Below are 17,687 nucleotides of genomic sequence, written 5' to 3'. Positions count from 1 at the left end.
AGTATAATAACATAAAAATGAAAACATTCCTATTTATATAAGAATGTTTTTTGAAATCCTTTAAAAAGTCTAGTTTTTTTAAGATTGAAATAACAAATTAAAGTGAGTATAATTAGTTTAATCTAAACAAGTAAAAGTACTAATCTAGTACTTTTTTTTAATAAGTTTAAAAAGGAGGGGTCATATGCCAAAAGAAAAAGTATTGACGGATAAAGAGGTTCTAGAAATTGTCGCTAGTTACATGAATCCTGAACATGTTGAATTTGTTCAAAAAGCATGTGAATATGCCACAAAAGCCCATTCAGGCCAATTTAGAAAATCAGGAGAACCGTATATTATTCACCCGATTCAAGTAGCAAGTATTTTGGCGGAACTTCACATGGACCCGCACACTGTAGCAACAGGTTTTTTACATGATGTTGTTGAAGATACAGAAGTAACATTAGAAGACTTAGAAAAAGAATTTGGTCCAGATGTTTCGATGTTGGTGGATGGTGTGACTAAATTAGGTAAGATTAAATATAAGTCACACGAAGAACAATTAGCTGAAAATCATCGTAAAATGCTATTAGCTATGTCACAAGATTTACGAGTTATTATGGTGAAACTTGCAGATAGAGTGCACAACATGCGAACACTTAACCATTTAAGAGAAGACAAACAGCGAAGAATTGCTAAAGAAACAATAGAAATTTATGCACCACTTGCTCATCGTTTGGGGATTAGCTTAATTAAGTGGGAGCTAGAAGATAGGTCATTACGTTATTTAAATCCAAGACAATATTATAGAATCGTTCATCTGATGAATTCAAAACGCGGCGAAAGAGAAATGTACGTGGAACAGACAGTTGAAGAAATTCACCAAGCTACAGAAGAATTGGAAATAGATGCTGAAATTTATGGTCGTCCAAAGCACATTTATTCTATTTATCGTAAAATGAAGGATAAGAAAAAAGAGTTTAATGAAATTTATGATTTACTGGCTATTCGCGTGTTAGTAGATTCAATTAAAGATTGTTATGCAGTTTTAGGAGCCATCCATACAAAATGGAAACCACTTCCTGGAAGATTTAAAGACTATATCGCTGTCCCTAAAACAAATATGTATCAGTCACTTCATACAACAGTTATTGGACCAAGTGGCAACCCAATCGAAATTCAAATTAGAACATACGAAATGCATCAAATTGCAGAATTTGGGGTTGCAGCTCATTGGGCGTATAAAGAAGGAAAAACAGAAAAACAAGAAGATAAAAATGCGAATCAAATTAGCTTGTTACGTGAAATTATCGAACTTCAAGACGAAAGTTATAATGCTTCTGAGTTTATGGCAAACGTTAAAGGTGAAATATTTAGTGACAAAGTGTATGTCTTTACGCCAAAAGGAGATGTGACAGAACTTCCGAAAGGATCTGGACCACTAGATTTTGCGTATAACATCCATACTGAAGTTGGAAATAAAACAACTGGTGTTAAAGTAAATGGCAAGATGGTACCACTAGATTATAAACTTAAAAACGGCGATATTATTGAAATTTTAACGTCAGCTAATTCTTTTGGACCAAGTCGAGATTGGGTAAATATTGTTGCAACAAGTCGTGCTAAAAATAAGATAAAACGATTCTTTAAAGATAAAGACCGAGATGAAAATATTGAAAAAGGCCGTTCGTCATTAGAGCGAGCTTTACTTGATAATGATTTTGCACCAAAAGATTTTCTAACGAAAGAGAAAATTGCAGATGCTTTGGAACGTTTTAATTATCAAACAGCAGATGATTTATTTGCCTCTATTGGTTTTGGTGAAGTAACAACTCAAGTTGTGTACAATCGTTTAACTGAAAAAGAGCGAAAAGAACGTGGTGTGAAGAAACAACAAGAAGAAGCAGAAGAATTAATGAAACAACCTGTTCAAAAGAAAGACACAACTAAAATGAAAATTCGCCATGAAGGCGGCATTGTTATTCAAGGGGCGGATAATTTATTAGTTAGAATCAGCCGTTGCTGTAACCCTGTTCCTGGTGACGATATTGTTGGCTATATTACTAAGGGGCGCGGCGTGTCTATCCACAGAAAAGATTGTCCGAATATGAATAACTCACCAGAAGTGCAACAACGACAAATTGATGTTGAATGGGAAGATGCTGCAACAAGCGGTGGGCAAGAATACAATGCCGATTTAGAGATTTATGGCTATAACCGTTCAGGTCTTTTAAATGATGTTCTATTAGTCGTTAATGCTAACACGAAACGTTTAATTGGAGTGGAAGCAAAACCTGCAAAAAATAAAATGGCAGTGATTCATTTGACTCTTTCTATTCAAAACTTAAGTCATCTTGAACAAATTGTTGATAAAATTAAAGCTGTGCCAGAAGTTTACAGTGTTAGAAGAACCAATGGCTAAAAAGGAGTTTAATAATGAAAGTTATTTTACAAAGAGTAACGCATGGTAATGTCGTTGTTGAACAAAAAGAAATAGGTAAAGTGGCTAAAGGGTATGTTCTACTTGTTGGTGTTGCAGAGGGTGATACCGAAAAAGAAGCGGACTATTTAGCTAAAAAGATAAGTAATTTACGTATTTTTGAAGATGAGAATGAGAAAATGAATCTCGATATTCATCAAGTTGGCGGAAGTATTCTTTCTATTTCTCAATTTACATTATTAGCTGATACAAAAAAAGGAAATCGACCTAGTTTCACTAAGTCAGCCCATCCGGATGAAGCCCTTCGCTTGTTTAATTACTTTAATAAGCAATTAAGAACTTATGATTTAGATGTTGCAGAAGGTGAATTTGGTGCTAATATGTTAGTGAGTCTTGCCAATGATGGTCCAGTAACAATTATTTTTGATACGGATCATAAATAGTGAAATATTTGTGAAATTATTTTTAATAAGAGAAAAACTTTGATTTAAAACAGTTTAAATCAAAGTTTTTTATTTTTTGTCCATTTTTTATAAAATAAACTAGGCTTTAGGCTTTTTAATCAGTCGAAAATAAGTTATTATTATGGTGTATAAAGAAAGCGCTATCTTTAATAAGGAGGAAGAAACATGACAGATAAGCAGTATATTATGGCAATCGATCAAGGTACCACAAGTTCAAGAGCAATTATTTTTGACAAGGCAGGAAAAAATGTTGGAAGTTCACAAAAAGAATTTACACAAATTTTCCCGGAATCAGGTTGGGTAGAGCATAATGCCAATGAAATTTGGAATTCTGTTCAATCAGTTATTGCAGGTGCACTAATTGAATCTGGTGTTCGTCCGGACGATATTGATGCTATTGGTATTACGAATCAGCGTGAGACGACAGTTATTTGGGATAGAGAAACGGGTAAACCAATTTACAATGCGATTGTTTGGCAATCAAGACAATCAGCGCCTATTGCTGATAAGTTAAAAGAAGATGGTCATGCTGATATGATTCATAAGAAAACTGGTTTAGTCGTAGATGCTTATTTTTCTGCTACAAAAGTTCGCTGGATTTTAGATCATGTTGAAGGAGCTCAGGAGCGTGCAGAACGTGGAGAACTTGCTTTTGGAACTATTGATACATGGTTATTATGGAAATTAACAGACGGTAATGTTCATGTAACGGATTATTCAAATGCGGCAAGAACAATGATGTATAATATCATGGATTTAAAATGGGACGACGATATATTAGAATTATTAAATATTCCTAAGTCATTACTTCCTGAAGTGAAAAGTAATTCGGAAGTGTACGGATATACTCAAAGTTATCATTTTTATGGCAATGAAGTCCCAATTGCTGGTATGGCAGGTGACCAACAAGCGGCCCTATTTGGTCAGTTGGCATTTGAACCTGGTATGATTAAAAATACCTATGGTACCGGTGCATTTATTGTGATGAATACAGGTGAAAAACCTCAAATTTCTAAAAATAATTTATTAACAACTATCGGCTATGGTATTAATGGTAAAGTTTATTACGCTCTAGAAGGTAGTGTGTTTGTAGCTGGTTCTGCTATTCAGTGGTTACGTGATGGCTTGCGTATGGTTGAAACAGCGCCACAATCAGAAGAGTTAGCTAATGCTTCAACTGGAGATAATAGTGTGTATGTAGTACCAGCGTTTACTGGATTAGGTGCTCCGTATTGGGATTCAGATGCTCGTGGAGCAATATTTGGTTTAACACGTGCGACTACAAAAGAAGATTTTGTTAAAGCCACATTACAAGCTGTTGCTTATCAATCTAAAGATGTGATTGATGCAATGAAGGAAGATTCTGGTATTGATATACCTGTTCTTAAAGTGGATGGTGGAGCAGCTAAAAATGATATGTTAATGCAGTTCCAATCAGACATATTAGATACAGATGTTACTAGGGCACCAAATCTAGAAACTACAGCATTAGGAGCAGCGTATTTAGCTGGTTTAGCAGTAGGTGTTTGGAAAGACTTAGATGAATTAAGAGCATTCCAAGGTGAAGGAGATACCTTTAAGCCTAATATGGCATCTGAGGAACGTGATGATTTATATAGTGGTTGGAAAGAGGCTGTCAAAGCAACACAAACGTTTAAACGAATCGGGAAAAAATAAAGGTTAGTCATTCTGGAAGGTTGACTATTTAGAAAAGGGGATATAGTAAAATGAGTGGAGATACACTGCAGATTTTTAGTGAGTTTTTAGGAACTTTAATTTTAATTTTACTAGGTGATGGCGTTGTGGCTGCTGTATCACTTAATAAAAGTAAAGCACAGGGTGCTGGTTGGGTTGTCATTACGTTAGGTTGGGGAGCAGCAGTAACGATAGCTGTTTATGTAGCAGGTTTTATGGGACCAGCACATTTAAACCCAGCAGTAACTTTAGGTATGGCAATGGCTGGTAATTTTGAATGGGGCTTAGTGGTACCATTTATTATTGCACAAGTAGTTGGTGGTATTGTGGGTGCGATGTTAGTTTGGATTACCTATTTACCACACTGGGAAGAAACAAAAGATGAAGCTACTATTTTAGGAACATTTGCAACAGGACCAGCTATTAGAAACCTTGTTTCAAATACTGTAACAGAAATTATAGGTACATTTGTTTTAGTTTTTGCTTTATTAGCATTCTCACAACATACATTCTCAGATGGACTTAATCCATTAGTAGTGGGTGTGTTAATTCTTTCAATAGGACTTTCATTAGGAGGACCTACCGGGTATGCAATTAACCCAGCTAGGGACTTAGGTCCTCGTATTGCTCATCAAATTTTACCAATTAAAAATAAAGGTGAATCTGATTGGGGCTACGCATGGGTACCAGTTGTAGGACCAATGATTGGTGGCGCAATAGCAGCACTTTTATGGGCAATAATTCCTCATTAATAAAAAATAAAACCGTTAGAAATCATATTAGATTTCTAACGGTCTTTTTTATTCATTTCAATAAAATAATTTGTGACACCTTCATAAACGGCTTCTGCTACTTTATTATGATATTTCTTATTTTGAGCATAAGCTGCATCAGTATCATTGTTAATATATCCAAGCTCTAAAAGAATAGCAGGTTTGTCATTTTCTCTTAGGACTTGATAATCTTGGGTACCAAAGCCGCGATTTTCAAGAGGTAGGATATCCGCAATTTGATCATTCACCGCTTGAGCTAAAGGGCGGCCATTTTTATTTCTATAAAAGGTAGTTGTACCAGATCCCTCATTTGGGTTACCTGTTGAATCGTAGTGGAAACTTAGAAAAATATCAGCATTACTCTTATTACTGATATCCGCAATCTTAGATAAAGAGACAAAATCATCTTTAGAACGAGTCATTAAAACGCTATATCCTTTTTCCTCTAATTCATTTTTCACTGTTTTGGCTGTTGCTAAGGTTAATGTTTTTTCTAAAACTTTTCCGTCATTTGTTTCTGCACCTGGATCGTTTCCACCGTGTCCTGGATCAAGCATAATAACATGTTCTGGAAGAGGTTCTCTAGGACGTTTTTCGTTTTTGCTAAGTTTATTATTAGTTATTTCCCAGCTTCTCATGTAGCCTTTTTGACCACTTTCCGTACTAACTTGGTACCAATAATCCCCTTCTTCTTTTAAGGTGATTTTTTCAGCATACCCAAGTCTAGTTGAAATAGAACTTGTTTCTGATTTTTTTGAATAAAGTGGCGCATTATCTAATGCTACTTGAAGTTTATCGTCAATTTCAAATTTAGGTTGTTGATTTTTTCGAATGTCTAGTGAATCAGAAGGAACCCAACCGTATTTATCATCCACATAAATTCGGCACCAACCGTTTAACTCTAAAGTGACAAAAACTTTTTGTTTCTTTCTTAAGGTATCGATAGTTTTACTGCTTTTCTGGTTATTTTTTTTAAGCTCTGTGTTACGCTGTGTGATAACAGCAGGTAAATAAGTGTAAGGTCCTGATTGACCATCAAAAATTAACCATTCAGCTACCCAACCGTCCACTTTTTCGGAAGTTTGTATTTTATACCAACCACCTTTTTTTTCTTTAATAGTAACTCGGTCTTCACGATGGACTTGAGTTAATACTGGAGATGTTGCATCTGGTTTTTCTCTAACATTTAAAGCAATGGTTTGAACATCGACAATTTGATTGGTTCCATGCATAAAATAAAAGCCAGCAATGACCAATCCGACAATCACCAAGTTAAATATTAGTAGTTTCATTGTATTTTTACTAGTGTCTGAATTTCTCACGTATTCTACTCCATTATTGAAATTATTTATAATAGAGCTAATTATAACAAAAAAAAGAAAGGATGAGTAGTAAGTATAATTTAATATGAATCTAACTTGACTTTTAAAGGCATATCTAGTAATTTTTAAGTATAATATCAGTGAAAGAGAAAGTACTTTTTTACCTAAAGAGAGGGTTAAATTTGGTGAAATTAGCCTAACCAAAAAAGGAAAGACACTCTGGAGATGAATGACAAAAATCATTCCGTTACGAGCGTTAATCGTTTGAAGAGGAGAAACTATTCGTGGTTTCTCGAATTTAGGTGGTACCACGTGTGAGTCATCATTCGTCCTTGTTTATTTAAACAAGGGCTTTTTTTGTAAGCTGAAAAAAAATAAAGGAGTAGAAAAGATGGAAAAAAGAACGACCTATTGCGGATTAGTATCTGAAAAGCATTTAGACCAAGAAGTCACAGTTAAAGGATGGGTTCAAAAAAGACGTGACCTTGGCGGTTTAATCTTTATTGATTTACGCGATAGAGAAGGAATAGTCCAAGTAGTATTTAATCCTGAAACATCAAAAGAAGCTTTAGATATTGCAGACAAATGTCGTAGTGAATATGTTATTGGAGTTAAAGGAATTGTTGTAAAACGTGAAGGTGCAGTTAATCCTAAAATGAAAACAGGAGAGTTTGAAATCATTGGTAGTGAAATTGTGATTTACAATGAAGCGAAAACACCGCCTTTTGTGATTGATGACAATCAAACAGTGAATGAGGATACTCGTATGAAGTATCGTTTCATGGATATTAGACGTCCTGAAATGTTTGCTAACTTAAAATTACGTCATCAAACAAGTCAAGTTATTCGTAATTTTCTAAATGATAACGACTTTATGGATATTGAAACACCTTATTTAAATAAATCAACACCAGAAGGCGCACGTGACTATTTGGTTCCTTCTCGTGTACATGAGGGACATTTCTATGCGTTACCTCAATCACCTCAAACGACTAAGCAATTATTAATGGGTGCTGGAATTGATAAGTATTACCAAATTGTTCGCTGTTTTAGAGATGAGGATTTACGAGGAGATCGCCAACCAGAATTTACTCAAGTCGATATTGAAACAAGTTTCCTAACAGCTGAAGAAATTCAAGAATATACTGAAAATATGTTAGCTAAGGTCATGAAAGAAGTTATGAATCAAGAAATTACATTACCGTTTCCTCGCATGACTTATGATGATGCAATGGCTCGCTACGGGGTAGATAAACCAGACACTCGTTTTGAAATGGAATTAATTGAAATGAAAGAAGCTGTTTCAGAAGTTGAATTTAAAGTTTTTCAATCTGCTCTTGAAAATGGTGGTGCGGTTAAGGCGTTAAATGCTAAGGGAGCTGCAGCTAACTATTCAAGAAAAGATATGGATAAATTGGGCGAATGGTTAGCACAATTTGGCGCTAAAGGGTTGGCATGGGTAAAAGTTGAAGAAGACGGCTTGAAAGGCCCAATTGCTAAATTTTTAGTAGATAAGCAAGAGTCTATTATGACAGCAACTAATGCTGAAGTAGGTGACTTATTAATGTTTGTTGCAGATAAAAAAGAAGTTGTTGCAGCTTCTTTAGGAGCTTTAAGAAATCGCTTAGGAAAAGAATTAGACTTAATCGATGAAGATAGCTTTAACTTCTTGTGGGTAGTTGATTGGCCATTACTTGAATACGATGAAGAAGCAGGAAGATACGCAGCTGCACATCATCCTTTTACTATGCCAAAAGCAAGTGATGTTGAATTATTAAAAACAGCACCTGAAAAAGTTTATGCAGAAGCTTATGATGTAGTGTTAAATGGTTATGAATTAGGTGGGGGATCACTGAGAATCTATCAACGTGATGTGCAAGAGGACATGTTTGCAGCTCTTGGGTTTACAAAAGAGTCTGCGCAAGAACAGTTTGGTTTCTTAATGGATGCATTAGAGTACGGCTTCCCACCACATGGCGGTATTGCGTTAGGACTAGACCGTTTAATTATGCTATTAGCTAAAAAAGATAATATTCGTGAAGTGATTGCCTTCCCTAAAAATAATCGTGCAGTTGATTTAATGACTAGTGCACCAGGCGTTGTTTCAACGGATCAGTTGGAAGAATTGCATTTAAATATTGTTACTGACGAAAAATAAACTTGATATTGTAGATTATAGCTTTTCTCTTACTTGAAGGAGTTAGAAGATAAAATGTTAAAATTAAAAACAATTAAAGAACAGTTTATTGAAACCGAGTATATGGAAAAAATCTCAATGGCTGTCATCAATGGGATGTTACAAGCTATTGCCTTAAACTTATTTTGGCAACCAGGACATATTTATGCAAGTGGTGTAACAGGTTTAGGACAAATTATTGTGACGTTATCAGAAAGCATTGGTAATGTTCAACTACCAATGTCAGTTGTGTTGTATGCTTTAAATGTACCGTTATTCATCTTATCGTGGTTTAAAATCAGTAAAAAATTTACTGTGTTTACTATGTTTTCAGTGTTTATGACGTCATTCTTTATTCAAATAATACCCGTGACGGAGCTATCTAAAGACCCAATTATTTGTGCCATTTTTGGTGGGGGTATTTGTGGGCTAGGTGTTGGTCTAGCGTTAAGAGGTGGTTTATCATCTGGTGGTTTGGATATTATTAGTGTGACGATTCGTAAAATGACTGGACGAAATGTGGGCTCATTAAATATTATTTTTAATGCGTGTATTATCATGACCTCAGGCTTTTTATTTGGTTGGCCATATGCTTTTTATAGTGCTTTTTCTATTTTTGTTAATGGGAAAGTGGTTGATATGGTATTTACACGTCAAAAGAAAATGCAAATAATGATTGTGACTACAAAACCTGATGAAGTAATTTGTGAGGTACAAAAAAGAATTCGCCGAGGTATTACGATTGTTAACAATGCAGAAGGTGCATTTAATCATAATGAACAGACGATTTTAATTACTATCATAACACGTGACCAAATTCCAGTATTACAAATTGCGATGCGTAATTCTGATCCGAGTGCGTTTGTTAGTATTTCGGAAAATGTCACAATAATGGGTAACTTCTATGAACCACTAGATTAACAGAAGAGTCTATGACAACAGTTGTCATAGGCTTTTTTTATGTTAGAATGACGTTGAAAGGAGTTGTTAGTTATGTTTGTTGAATATGGCAAATTAAGTACGAAGTTATATGAAATAACAAAACCTGTGGGCTTTTCAATCGATGGGGATATTGAGTATTATTATGACCATTTAAAAAAATGTCAGGGACCAATCTTGGAAGCTGGTGTAGGAACTGGAAGAATGATGATTCCATTTATTCAAAAAGGGTTAGACGTTGAAGGGGTGGATCTATCAAATGAGATGCTGAATCAATGCCGAGTAAATATGAATCAAGTTGGAGTAAGAGGAGTTCTTTATCAGGGAGACTTGACTAAGCTAGATTTGAAAAAAGAGTATGAAGCTATCATGATGCCAACAGGTAGCTTTTGTTTATTACCTAGAGTTATCATAAAGGATGTATTAAATTCCTTTTATAACCACTTGAAAAATGAAGGACAACTAATGATTGATATTGAACTTCCTATGTGGTTTCAATCAGATGAGGTAAGCGTAACAGATTATCCGATTTCTGATAACGAAGGATTACTATTTACTAGTACAGCTCAAGAAATGAATTGGCATGAGCAAAAAGTATCTTATATTCATCGCTATGAGTTAATTGAAAAAGGCGTAGTGCAAGAAACGGAAATCTCTAATTTCACCCTATATTGGTATGGTATTGAAGAGTTTAAAGAATTGCTACATCAAACAGGTTTTTCAAATATTACTTATACAGTCGGCTATGAAAAAAATAACCAAGCCTCTTTGTTTACTTTTTTTGCGACTAAATAAAAACACAGCCTTTTCTTAATTTTTTTAAGAGGGCTGTGTTTATTTGTTGAAAGAATTTAAATAGGTTTCTTTTTGTTTTCTTGTTAATTGTTTAAAGGCATATTCTGCTTTCATGGCATCACTTTTAGTTTCAAAGGTTTCGTGATGAATTATTTTAGCAGGACGTCGTTTAGTAAGTCTAGTGTATTTGGCACCTTTACCGCTATTGTGCTCGTCAAGACGTCTTACTAAATCAGTAGTATATCCTCCGTAAAAGGTTGTATCTTTACATTTTAGAACGTAAAAATAATGTTTTTTATTTTGTTCCATGAAGCATTTCCTTAATCTGAGGTAAATAGTGATTATCCTCACCATAAACATAAAGAGGTGGTAAAATTTTCAAACCATCTGTTTTGCCATCTTTAATACCTTCAATCAAAATGGTGTTAGCTTCTTTACTTTCTTTTGGGTAGATAAATTGAATTCTTTTAGGCGCAATTCTATGTTTTCTCATGCTATCTAAAATATCCATTAAACGCTCTGGTCGATGAACCATAGCAATCTTACCATTCATCTTTAATAATTTTGATGCAGACCTAAAAACATCATCTAATTGTAAATGAATTTCGTGTCTAGCAATGGCGTAATAAGGATTAGGATTTTTTTTACTATTCGGTTGCTCTTTGAAATAAGGAGGATTGCATGTAATAAAGTCTACAGAATCACTTTTAATTTTAGCATGAACATCTTTAATATCCAGTTGTTCCATCGAAACCTGATTTTCAAAATTATTAAGTAAAATACTTCTTTTACCCATATCAGCTAAACGTTCTTGGAGTTCAACACCAATAATTGACGCGGTCGTTCTAGGGGCCATAAAGAGTGCGATTGCTCCATTTCCAGAACAAAAATCTACAATAGTTCCTCTTTTAGGAATTGACGCAAAGTTTGCTAATAGAACAGCGTCTAAGGAAAAAGAAAAAACATCAGGACTTTGAATAATTTGAACACCAGAAGCCACAAGTTGATCGATTCTTTCTCCGTCATGTAATAAACTAGGCATAATAAACTTCCTTTCAAATCAGTGATTTTATTATAGCATGATAAAAATTTTTTTGAACAAGAAATACTTGCATGTTTTAAGAAATTTAGGCATACTAGTAAGGAGTTTAAAGGAAAAGGATGGAAATTTATGTATCGCTTTTTATTATATGTTGTGCGGTTTCTAACATTTTTTATTAATACAAATGCTCGCTATATTGGTCGTGATAATTTACCTAAAGAGGAAAATTATGTTTTAGTGGGGCCTCATAGAACGTGGTATGAACCCTTATATTTTGCTATGGGAGCTTGGCCTAAGAAGTTTTCGTTTATGGCTAAAAAAGAGTTGTTTGACAATCCGATTTTAGGTTTTATTTTAAAAAAATGTCATGTGTTTCCAGTAGATAGAGAAAATCCAGGACCAAGTGCAATAAAAACACCTGTCAAAGCGCTAAAAAACACTGATTTGAGTGTTATGGTATTTCCAAGTGGAAGTCGCTATTCAGATGATTTAAAGGGTGGAGCAGCTGTAATTGCTAAAATGGCTAAAGTAAAAATAGTTCCCGCTGTTTATCAAGGACCAGTGAAATTTAGTCGTTTATGGACTAAACGTCGTGTGACGTTAGCCTTTGGTGAGCCGATTGACATTTCTGATATTAAAAAATTAAACAAAGAAGGCATTGAAGAAGTCGAACGTCGAATGCAAGAGGCGTTTAACAAATTAGACAATCAAATCAATCCAGATTTTGTTTATGAGAAACCTGTAAAAAAAGAAAAATAAGTATTAAAACTGACTGATATATATTGGTTAGTTTTTTTTGTTTGATAAATGTTAATTAAATATGCGTTTTTAGAGTGTGTGTTATAATTGGTATATATGGTAGGAGGGAGCGCTATGAAAAATAAAACGTATATGTCAGTAAGTGCGACATTATTCTTTTTTGGTCTCTTATGTTGGATACCTAATTTGTTTTTCTATAATCCAAATAATCCACCTATGTTTATATTTTTGACACCTTTCATTGGTGGAGTAGGTGCTCTATTGGCGCTAAAGGTTGATAATCAAGTAATTAAGGGGTTTTTAATGTTTTTTAATATGGTTGTTTGTTTAAGCCTTGGGTTAGTATTTTTTATTGGAACACTTTTGTGGGGACCATAGTGTTTAGTTAGGAAACGGAGAGGATGAAAATGAAAACCAATAATTTTTTTATTATGTCATCAGGAGTAGTCTTATTTCTAGAGATATTTTTAATTAGTTCCTATTTTTTTATTTATAATCCGGTACATGGTGCTAAGCCACTTTTATTATGTTTTTTTATTAGTCTGGTAGGTATCTGGCTTACTTGGCATGTTGAATTAAAAAAAGTGAAATATTTATTTTTAGTAGGACATCTAATCTCGTTACTTATATTTCCGATACTTATTATTTCTACCGTACTTTATTATCGTTTTTAGAATACTCTATTTAGCTAGATTAAAATATGAAAAAGTCATCAACCTAAAGTAGTTTTTTACTTTGAGGTTGATGACTTTCTGTTTACTTATTTAGTGTTAACCAAAATGTTGCATAAGCTCTTTTATTAATTCGTCTGTTAATTTAAAAGGTGAGTTACCAGCGAAACGCTCATTTTTAACTTCATCACTAAGTGCGAGAAGTTCTTCTCTTTGAATATTTAAAGTGTCAAAAGCAACTAAACCTAAGACGTTATCACGAAAGTCTTTATACTTTTCAGCAGTGATTTCGCCAATTTGCTCATCTGTCACATTTTCTGGAAAACTTGCTCCTAAAATATAACCAATTTCTTTTACTTTTTTAGATTTAACAGAGGCTGTTGCTATTAATGTGCCAGGTAAAGCATAGGCACAAGCTTGACCATGAGGAATACCTAATTTAGCACCAATGATATGTGCTTGGGAATGGCCGATGTGAGTTCCTCCGTTATTTAATACCCAACCGCCAAGTGCTGCAGCAACCATCATGCGCTCACGAGCTTCTCTATTTTGACCGTCATGAGTTGCTTTAGGTAAATAGTTGTAAATTAAAAACATAATTTTTTCGCAAATAGCATCAACAACAGGTGTGGATAGGTTAGAAGTATATGCTTCTGCTGCATGAGAAAAAGCGTCTAACCCAGTAGAGATAGTTAATTGTTTTGGCAATGAAAGAGCCAATTCGGGATTTAAAATGGCTACTTCGCTAACTGTTTCATTAGATAAAACAGCGATTTTTTCGTTATTAACAGTATCTGTCACAATTAAAGCGTTGGATAATTCACTACCAGTACCAGATGTAGTCGGAACGGCAATTAATCCGTGACAAAAATTGGTTATTTCTTTGTCATAGGCGTAATCAACAATACTTCCACCAAGATGTCTGACAATATTAATACCGCGAGCCGCATCGATGACACTACCTCCACCGATTGCGATGATTGAGTCACAGTGATTATCTAAAAAGAATTTAGCACCAGCATCAATTAATTCAATTGGTGGATTAGGGATAACTTTGTCGAAAATAGCATAATCTTTATTATTACTTTTTAGTGCAACAAAAAGGTTTTTTATTGCTTCAGTTGTTAATAAGAAAGAATCAATCACAATTAATGGTTTTTGATAATTTTTGTCATTAAGAACATCAACGGCTGTTTGATCTAGTTTGTCTGTCACAAGGACTTTTACATGTTGTTCTAATTTATAATTCAAGAGTCATTCTCCTTTTATAAGCCAATTTCTGCGGCTGCTTTATCAGCGCGTTGGCAAAATTCGCGAACCTTTGGAATATCTTTTTCAGTGACACCATCGTCAAATTTGTACGAAGTTTTAGTTAAAGAATCAACACCAAAAGGTTTAATTTGTTTAATACAATCTTCTACATTATCTGGTCCAAGTCCTCCTGCAATGATAACTGGGATGTTAACAGATTCAACAATAGTACGATCGATATTCCAATCATGAGTTTGTCCGCTAGCACCAATACCAGTATCTTTTGCTAAACCTGAGTCAGTTAATAGGTAGTCACAGTATTCAGCGTAGCCTTTCGCACGATCAATAGCTGATTCATCATCCACTAATACAGCTTGCATTAACTCAACATCAGGACATTCTTTATGTAAACGCTCAGCGAATGCTCTATCTGCTGTATAATCCATACCAGCGATATGAACGATGTCTGGATTTACTCGTTTAATGATGAAGAACATTTCTTCAACATCTTTGTTTAACATAATCGCAATGGATTTTACGCCACGGCGTTTACATTCAGCATAGATTTTATCAACTACATCAAATGGAACACGGTGAGCTGGAATTCCTCCTGTTTGCATTGGGACTAATCCAATATGATCAGCACCAGCTTCCATTGTCTGTACAGCTTCGTTGTAATTAACGATTGAATAAATTTGTTTTTTTACCATAATACATTCTCCTTTAATTAATTTTCTATATATTGTATTGAGCGATGCACAATATTTTTTATTGTTAAGTCTTCTGAAACTGACTTAGGGGATTCGACTGTGATACTTGCAGCAGCTTGTGATAACTGTCCAATCTCTTTAGCAGATAACACATTGCCATAATAAAACCTTGCCCAGATAATAGTTGCCATGGTGCAATCTCCTGCACCATTTGTACTGATAATCTTTTTAGCAAGAGGTGGGATTAAGGTTGGTGCTTCATTGTGGGAGGAACAAAGAATGCCACGAGCTCCAAGTGAAATAAAAACATTTTTAACACCTTGTTTATTCAGTTTACTAGCAGCTTGTTTGCCTGTTTCAATATCTGTGACTTTAATACCTGTTAACAATTCTATTTCAAGATCGTTTGGTTTAATCGTATCAATTTTATGTAATACATGTTCAAAACGTTCTACTTTTGCAACAGAGACAGGATCAACAAATATTGGACAAGTCACATTGTGTGCCAGAAATTCAATAGATTCTTGAGAAATATTACCATCTATAACGCAGATTGCTGCACCATTTATTATGTCTAAACGTTTTTTTAGAAAATCAGGTGTAATTCGTTCAACAATTTTCATATCATTAATTGCCGTAACCATATCCCCTTGATTATTGGCAACATAAAGATAAGTAGAACTGTGCTCACCATCAATCTTTTCTCCGTATTCTAGATTAATGTGATTTTTCTTACATCCCTCTTCTAAAATGTTTCCAAAACTATCATCCCCGTAAACAGTAATCAAATAAGTAGGAGCTTCTAGACGTGTCAGGTTTTGAGCAATATTTTGACCAACGCCACCAATACTTAAGTTAATTTCCCCAATGTTTGAATCTTTTTCATGGTAGTTTTGACCGGATAAACCAGCAATATCTAAATTTAAACCACCAACCACTACAATGTACTTATCTTCCACTGTAACCACCTCATATTTTTATTTACAACTAAATTATAGTATCCGCTTCCAAAAATAGTCAAACTATTATATAGTGAATAAACAAATGTTTATAAAAGGAGTGTGGAAAGTATGACTGAAAGGGAAAAAGAAATCCTGGCAATTATTCAAGAAAATCCAACTATTTCTCAAGAAGAACTAGCTTTTGAAATGGGGATTTCAAGATCTGGTGTGGCAGCCCATATTCATAATTTAATGAAGAAGGGGTATATAAAAGGAAAAGGTTACATTGTTAATAATCCAAGTTTTGTGAGTGTGATTGGTGGAATCAATATGGATATTGTCGCAGTTCCAGAAGTGGAAATGATTAAAAATAATTCCAATCCAGGGAAAATAAATTATTACTTTGGTGGGGCAGGCCGTAATATGGCATTGGCCTTAACAAAACTAGGTATTAGTACAAACTTAATTTCTGTTTACGGAGATGATGTGAATGGGGACCGTTTTGTATTAGATGCTAGAATGCACGGTTTAGCTTTAGATTGTTGTGAGAAAATTAGTAGTTTTAATACATCGACTTTTGTTTATTTGGAAGACTTAGTGCATGATTTTAGAGTAGGGCTAGATGATATGCGCATACTAGAAAATATTTCTCCTGAAATGATTAATCGTTATTTGCAACGTGTTAATCAATCTAAACTGTGTGTGATTGATGATAATTTATCGGAAGAAACAATTAAGCATATTGAAAAGTATGTAGATGTACCAATTGTTGCTAAATCAGTATCAATAAATAAAGTTACTAAGTTAGTACCTATATTGCATAAACTAGATGTACTAGTATTATCAGAACTAGAGCTACAGACTCTTTCTAAAAAACTTTCTAATAATCAGGAATCAAGAGATGTTCAGATTAGAAAGCTAATAGAACAGGGAGTCAAAGAAGTGATTGTAGTTGAAAAATCAGGTAATGTTCAGTTTAATTCTAGTCAAGAAAGTTATGAGATTCAAAAAAAAATATCCCCAGAATTTAATATTAATGGCTCAACAGCTGTATTTACAAGTACAATGATTTGGGCAATGGTTCAAGAAAAATACTCGAAAAAACAGCAATTTGAAATAGGTTATTGCGGAGCAACTACAAGTTATTTAACGAATGATTCTGTTTTTGAAGGTCTCTCTAAGGAAATTATCCTAGATAAATATCAAAAATATTTTTGTGATTAGACAAATGTTTAGAAGAGACTACTTATATTTATTAGTTAGTATGGACTATTTTATTTATTACGTAGTATAATTAAAGTGAGAATTGATTATTTATCTGTTATGATGCTAGTTTCAAAACGTGAAAAAAGTAGAAAGTGAGTGATTGACATGAAAAAGACAAACTTTATTGTTGTTTTTTGGTTGTTGCTGGCGCTTATTTCATTTGTTGTTTTTGTTATTAACTTTTATGGTTTGTGGGATAGTATTTCTTATTTAATTTATCCTAGTAAGGATTATTTATATGAACGAGGAAGCAAAGAAGATTTGTTGAGAAAACTTATTCAAGTGATTCCAATGATTATCTTTACGGTAGTAACTTTTATTATTGGTATTAAACAAGGTTTGAAAAATTATAATAAAGCATAATAAGAAAACATTGTATGGCTTAGCTGTACAATGTTTCTTTGTCATTGTTGACTAAAAAGTCAGTAGGAGTTAAACTATTACTAAATTAGTTAATGAGAGTA

Annotated in this window: 17 protein-coding genes and 1 other annotated feature; of the genes, 11 read left to right on the top strand and 6 right to left on the bottom strand. The window is 33.9% G+C overall.

Annotation, left to right across the window (positions count from 1 at the left end):
• The first annotated feature begins 184 nt into the window (after positions 1 to 184).
• The 4 genes from RR554_RS03345 to RR554_RS03330 all read left to right on the top strand — a co-directional run bounded on the left by RR554_RS03345 (position 185) and on the right by RR554_RS03330 (position 5,330).
• Complete coding sequence (locus RR554_RS03345; RefSeq protein ID WP_332462833.1) at positions 185 to 2,401, top strand: RelA/SpoT family protein; 2,217 nt, start codon at positions 185 to 187, stop codon at positions 2,399 to 2,401.
• A gap of 14 nt (positions 2,402 to 2,415) precedes the next feature.
• Positions 2,416 to 2,862, top strand: a complete 447-nt coding sequence (gene dtd / locus RR554_RS03340; RefSeq protein ID WP_332462832.1) for a D-aminoacyl-tRNA deacylase — start codon at positions 2,416 to 2,418, stop codon at positions 2,860 to 2,862.
• 186 nt (positions 2,863 to 3,048) lie between these two features.
• A complete protein-coding gene (gene glpK, locus RR554_RS03335) occupies positions 3,049 to 4,560 on the top strand; it encodes a glycerol kinase GlpK (RefSeq protein ID WP_332462831.1) in 1,512 nt (503 codons plus the stop codon).
• Between the two features lie 50 nt (positions 4,561 to 4,610).
• Positions 4,611 to 5,330: an MIP/aquaporin family protein gene (locus RR554_RS03330; RefSeq protein WP_332462830.1), complete on the top strand. Its 720-nt coding sequence runs from the start codon at positions 4,611 to 4,613 to the stop codon at positions 5,328 to 5,330.
• A 35-nt stretch (positions 5,331 to 5,365) separates the two neighbouring features.
• Here RR554_RS03330 and RR554_RS03325 read toward each other — a convergent pair whose 3' ends face one another.
• Positions 5,366 to 6,643 (bottom strand): N-acetylmuramoyl-L-alanine amidase, encoded by a 1,278-nt coding sequence (locus RR554_RS03325; protein ID WP_332467416.1) that lies wholly within the window; start codon positions 6,641 to 6,643, stop codon positions 5,366 to 5,368.
• A 161-nt stretch (positions 6,644 to 6,804) separates the two neighbouring features.
• Positions 6,805 to 7,010 (top strand) — a binding site (T-box leader).
• A gap of 54 nt (positions 7,011 to 7,064) precedes the next feature.
• Here RR554_RS03325 and aspS point away from each other — a divergent pair.
• The 3 genes from aspS (at position 7,065) to RR554_RS03310 (ending at position 10,583) form a co-directional block, all read left to right on the top strand.
• Positions 7,065 to 8,831, top strand: a complete 1,767-nt coding sequence (aspS, locus tag RR554_RS03320) for an aspartate--tRNA ligase (protein ID WP_332467415.1) — start codon at positions 7,065 to 7,067, stop codon at positions 8,829 to 8,831.
• Between the two features lie 54 nt (positions 8,832 to 8,885).
• Positions 8,886 to 9,770, top strand: a complete 885-nt coding sequence (locus RR554_RS03315) for a YitT family protein (protein WP_332462827.1) — start codon at positions 8,886 to 8,888, stop codon at positions 9,768 to 9,770.
• 72 nt (positions 9,771 to 9,842) lie between these two features.
• Positions 9,843 to 10,583, top strand: a complete 741-nt coding sequence (locus RR554_RS03310; RefSeq protein ID WP_332467414.1) for a class I SAM-dependent methyltransferase — start codon at positions 9,843 to 9,845, stop codon at positions 10,581 to 10,583.
• A 39-nt stretch (positions 10,584 to 10,622) separates the two neighbouring features.
• Here RR554_RS03310 and RR554_RS03305 read toward each other — a convergent pair whose 3' ends face one another.
• Complete coding sequence (locus RR554_RS03305) at positions 10,623 to 10,892, bottom strand: GIY-YIG nuclease family protein (RefSeq protein WP_332462825.1); 270 nt, start codon at positions 10,890 to 10,892, stop codon at positions 10,623 to 10,625.
• On the bottom strand, positions 10,879 to 11,625 hold the full coding sequence (locus RR554_RS03300; protein WP_332467413.1) for a tRNA1(Val) (adenine(37)-N6)-methyltransferase: 747 nt from the start codon (positions 11,623 to 11,625) through the stop codon (positions 10,879 to 10,881). The genes RR554_RS03305 and RR554_RS03300 overlap by 14 nt, the downstream gene beginning before the upstream one ends.
• Positions 11,626 to 11,754: 129 nt before the next feature.
• Between RR554_RS03300 and RR554_RS03295 the strand changes: the two genes are divergently transcribed.
• Both RR554_RS03295 and RR554_RS03290 read left to right on the top strand, forming a co-directional pair.
• Positions 11,755 to 12,384, top strand: a complete 630-nt coding sequence (locus RR554_RS03295) for a lysophospholipid acyltransferase family protein (RefSeq protein WP_332462823.1) — start codon at positions 11,755 to 11,757, stop codon at positions 12,382 to 12,384.
• A gap of 114 nt (positions 12,385 to 12,498) precedes the next feature.
• Complete coding sequence (locus RR554_RS03290; protein WP_332462822.1) at positions 12,499 to 12,762, top strand: hypothetical protein; 264 nt, start codon at positions 12,499 to 12,501, stop codon at positions 12,760 to 12,762.
• A 392-nt stretch (positions 12,763 to 13,154) separates the two neighbouring features.
• On the opposite strand, the gene RR554_RS03285 is transcribed toward RR554_RS03290, so the two are convergent.
• The 3 genes from RR554_RS03285 to RR554_RS03275 are packed head-to-tail and all read right to left on the bottom strand — an operon-like array spanning position 13,155 to position 15,975.
• On the bottom strand, positions 13,155 to 14,306 hold the full coding sequence (locus tag RR554_RS03285; protein ID WP_332467412.1) for an iron-containing alcohol dehydrogenase: 1,152 nt from the start codon (positions 14,304 to 14,306) through the stop codon (positions 13,155 to 13,157).
• A gap of 14 nt (positions 14,307 to 14,320) precedes the next feature.
• Positions 14,321 to 15,016: a phosphoribosylanthranilate isomerase gene (locus RR554_RS03280; RefSeq protein ID WP_332467411.1), complete on the bottom strand. Its 696-nt coding sequence runs from the start codon at positions 15,014 to 15,016 to the stop codon at positions 14,321 to 14,323.
• A 17-nt stretch (positions 15,017 to 15,033) separates the two neighbouring features.
• A complete protein-coding gene (locus RR554_RS03275; protein WP_332462819.1) occupies positions 15,034 to 15,975 on the bottom strand; it encodes a PfkB family carbohydrate kinase in 942 nt (313 codons plus the stop codon).
• Positions 15,976 to 16,086: 111 nt separating this feature from the next.
• Between RR554_RS03275 and RR554_RS03270 the strand changes: the two genes are divergently transcribed.
• Both RR554_RS03270 and RR554_RS03265 read left to right on the top strand, forming a co-directional pair.
• Positions 16,087 to 17,181: a PfkB family carbohydrate kinase gene (locus tag RR554_RS03270; protein WP_332467410.1), complete on the top strand. Its 1,095-nt coding sequence runs from the start codon at positions 16,087 to 16,089 to the stop codon at positions 17,179 to 17,181.
• Between the two features lie 147 nt (positions 17,182 to 17,328).
• On the top strand, positions 17,329 to 17,586 hold the full coding sequence (locus RR554_RS03265) for a hypothetical protein (protein ID WP_332467409.1): 258 nt from the start codon (positions 17,329 to 17,331) through the stop codon (positions 17,584 to 17,586).
• Positions 17,587 to 17,687 lie beyond the last annotated feature (101 nt).

This window comes from Vagococcus sp. (assembly GCF_036639995.1).
Classification (GTDB): Bacteria; Bacillota; Bacilli; order Lactobacillales; family Vagococcaceae; genus Vagococcus.
The sequence above is the reverse complement of the archived record's forward strand: the minus strand, read 5'-3'. Positions and strand labels throughout refer to the sequence as shown.

What these genes read in the sequence shown, in the direction of transcription:
- RR554_RS03345 (WP_332462833.1), top strand. Translation starts at nt 185, where the DNA reads ATGCCAAAAGAAAAAGTATTGACGGATAAAGAGGTTCTAGAAATTGTC.
- dtd (WP_332462832.1), top strand. Translation starts at nt 2,416, where the DNA reads ATGAAAGTTATTTTACAAAGAGTAACGCATGGTAATGTCGTTGTTGAA.
- glpK (WP_332462831.1), top strand. Translation starts at nt 3,049, where the DNA reads ATGACAGATAAGCAGTATATTATGGCAATCGATCAAGGTACCACAAGT.
- RR554_RS03330 (WP_332462830.1), top strand. Translation starts at nt 4,611, where the DNA reads ATGAGTGGAGATACACTGCAGATTTTTAGTGAGTTTTTAGGAACTTTA.
- RR554_RS03325 (WP_332467416.1), bottom strand. Translation starts at nt 6,643, where the DNA reads ATGAAACTACTAATATTTAACTTGGTGATTGTCGGATTGGTCATTGCT.
- aspS (WP_332467415.1), top strand. Translation starts at nt 7,065, where the DNA reads ATGGAAAAAAGAACGACCTATTGCGGATTAGTATCTGAAAAGCATTTA.
- RR554_RS03315 (WP_332462827.1), top strand. Translation starts at nt 8,886, where the DNA reads ATGTTAAAATTAAAAACAATTAAAGAACAGTTTATTGAAACCGAGTAT.
- RR554_RS03310 (WP_332467414.1), top strand. Translation starts at nt 9,843, where the DNA reads ATGTTTGTTGAATATGGCAAATTAAGTACGAAGTTATATGAAATAACA.
- RR554_RS03305 (WP_332462825.1), bottom strand. Translation starts at nt 10,892, where the DNA reads ATGGAACAAAATAAAAAACATTATTTTTACGTTCTAAAATGTAAAGAT.
- RR554_RS03300 (WP_332467413.1), bottom strand. Translation starts at nt 11,625, where the DNA reads ATGCCTAGTTTATTACATGACGGAGAAAGAATCGATCAACTTGTGGCT.
- RR554_RS03295 (WP_332462823.1), top strand. Translation starts at nt 11,755, where the DNA reads ATGTATCGCTTTTTATTATATGTTGTGCGGTTTCTAACATTTTTTATT.
- RR554_RS03290 (WP_332462822.1), top strand. Translation starts at nt 12,499, where the DNA reads ATGAAAAATAAAACGTATATGTCAGTAAGTGCGACATTATTCTTTTTT.
- RR554_RS03280 (WP_332467411.1), bottom strand. Translation starts at nt 15,016, where the DNA reads ATGGTAAAAAAACAAATTTATTCAATCGTTAATTACAACGAAGCTGTA.
- RR554_RS03270 (WP_332467410.1), top strand. Translation starts at nt 16,087, where the DNA reads ATGACTGAAAGGGAAAAAGAAATCCTGGCAATTATTCAAGAAAATCCA.
- RR554_RS03265 (WP_332467409.1), top strand. Translation starts at nt 17,329, where the DNA reads ATGAAAAAGACAAACTTTATTGTTGTTTTTTGGTTGTTGCTGGCGCTT.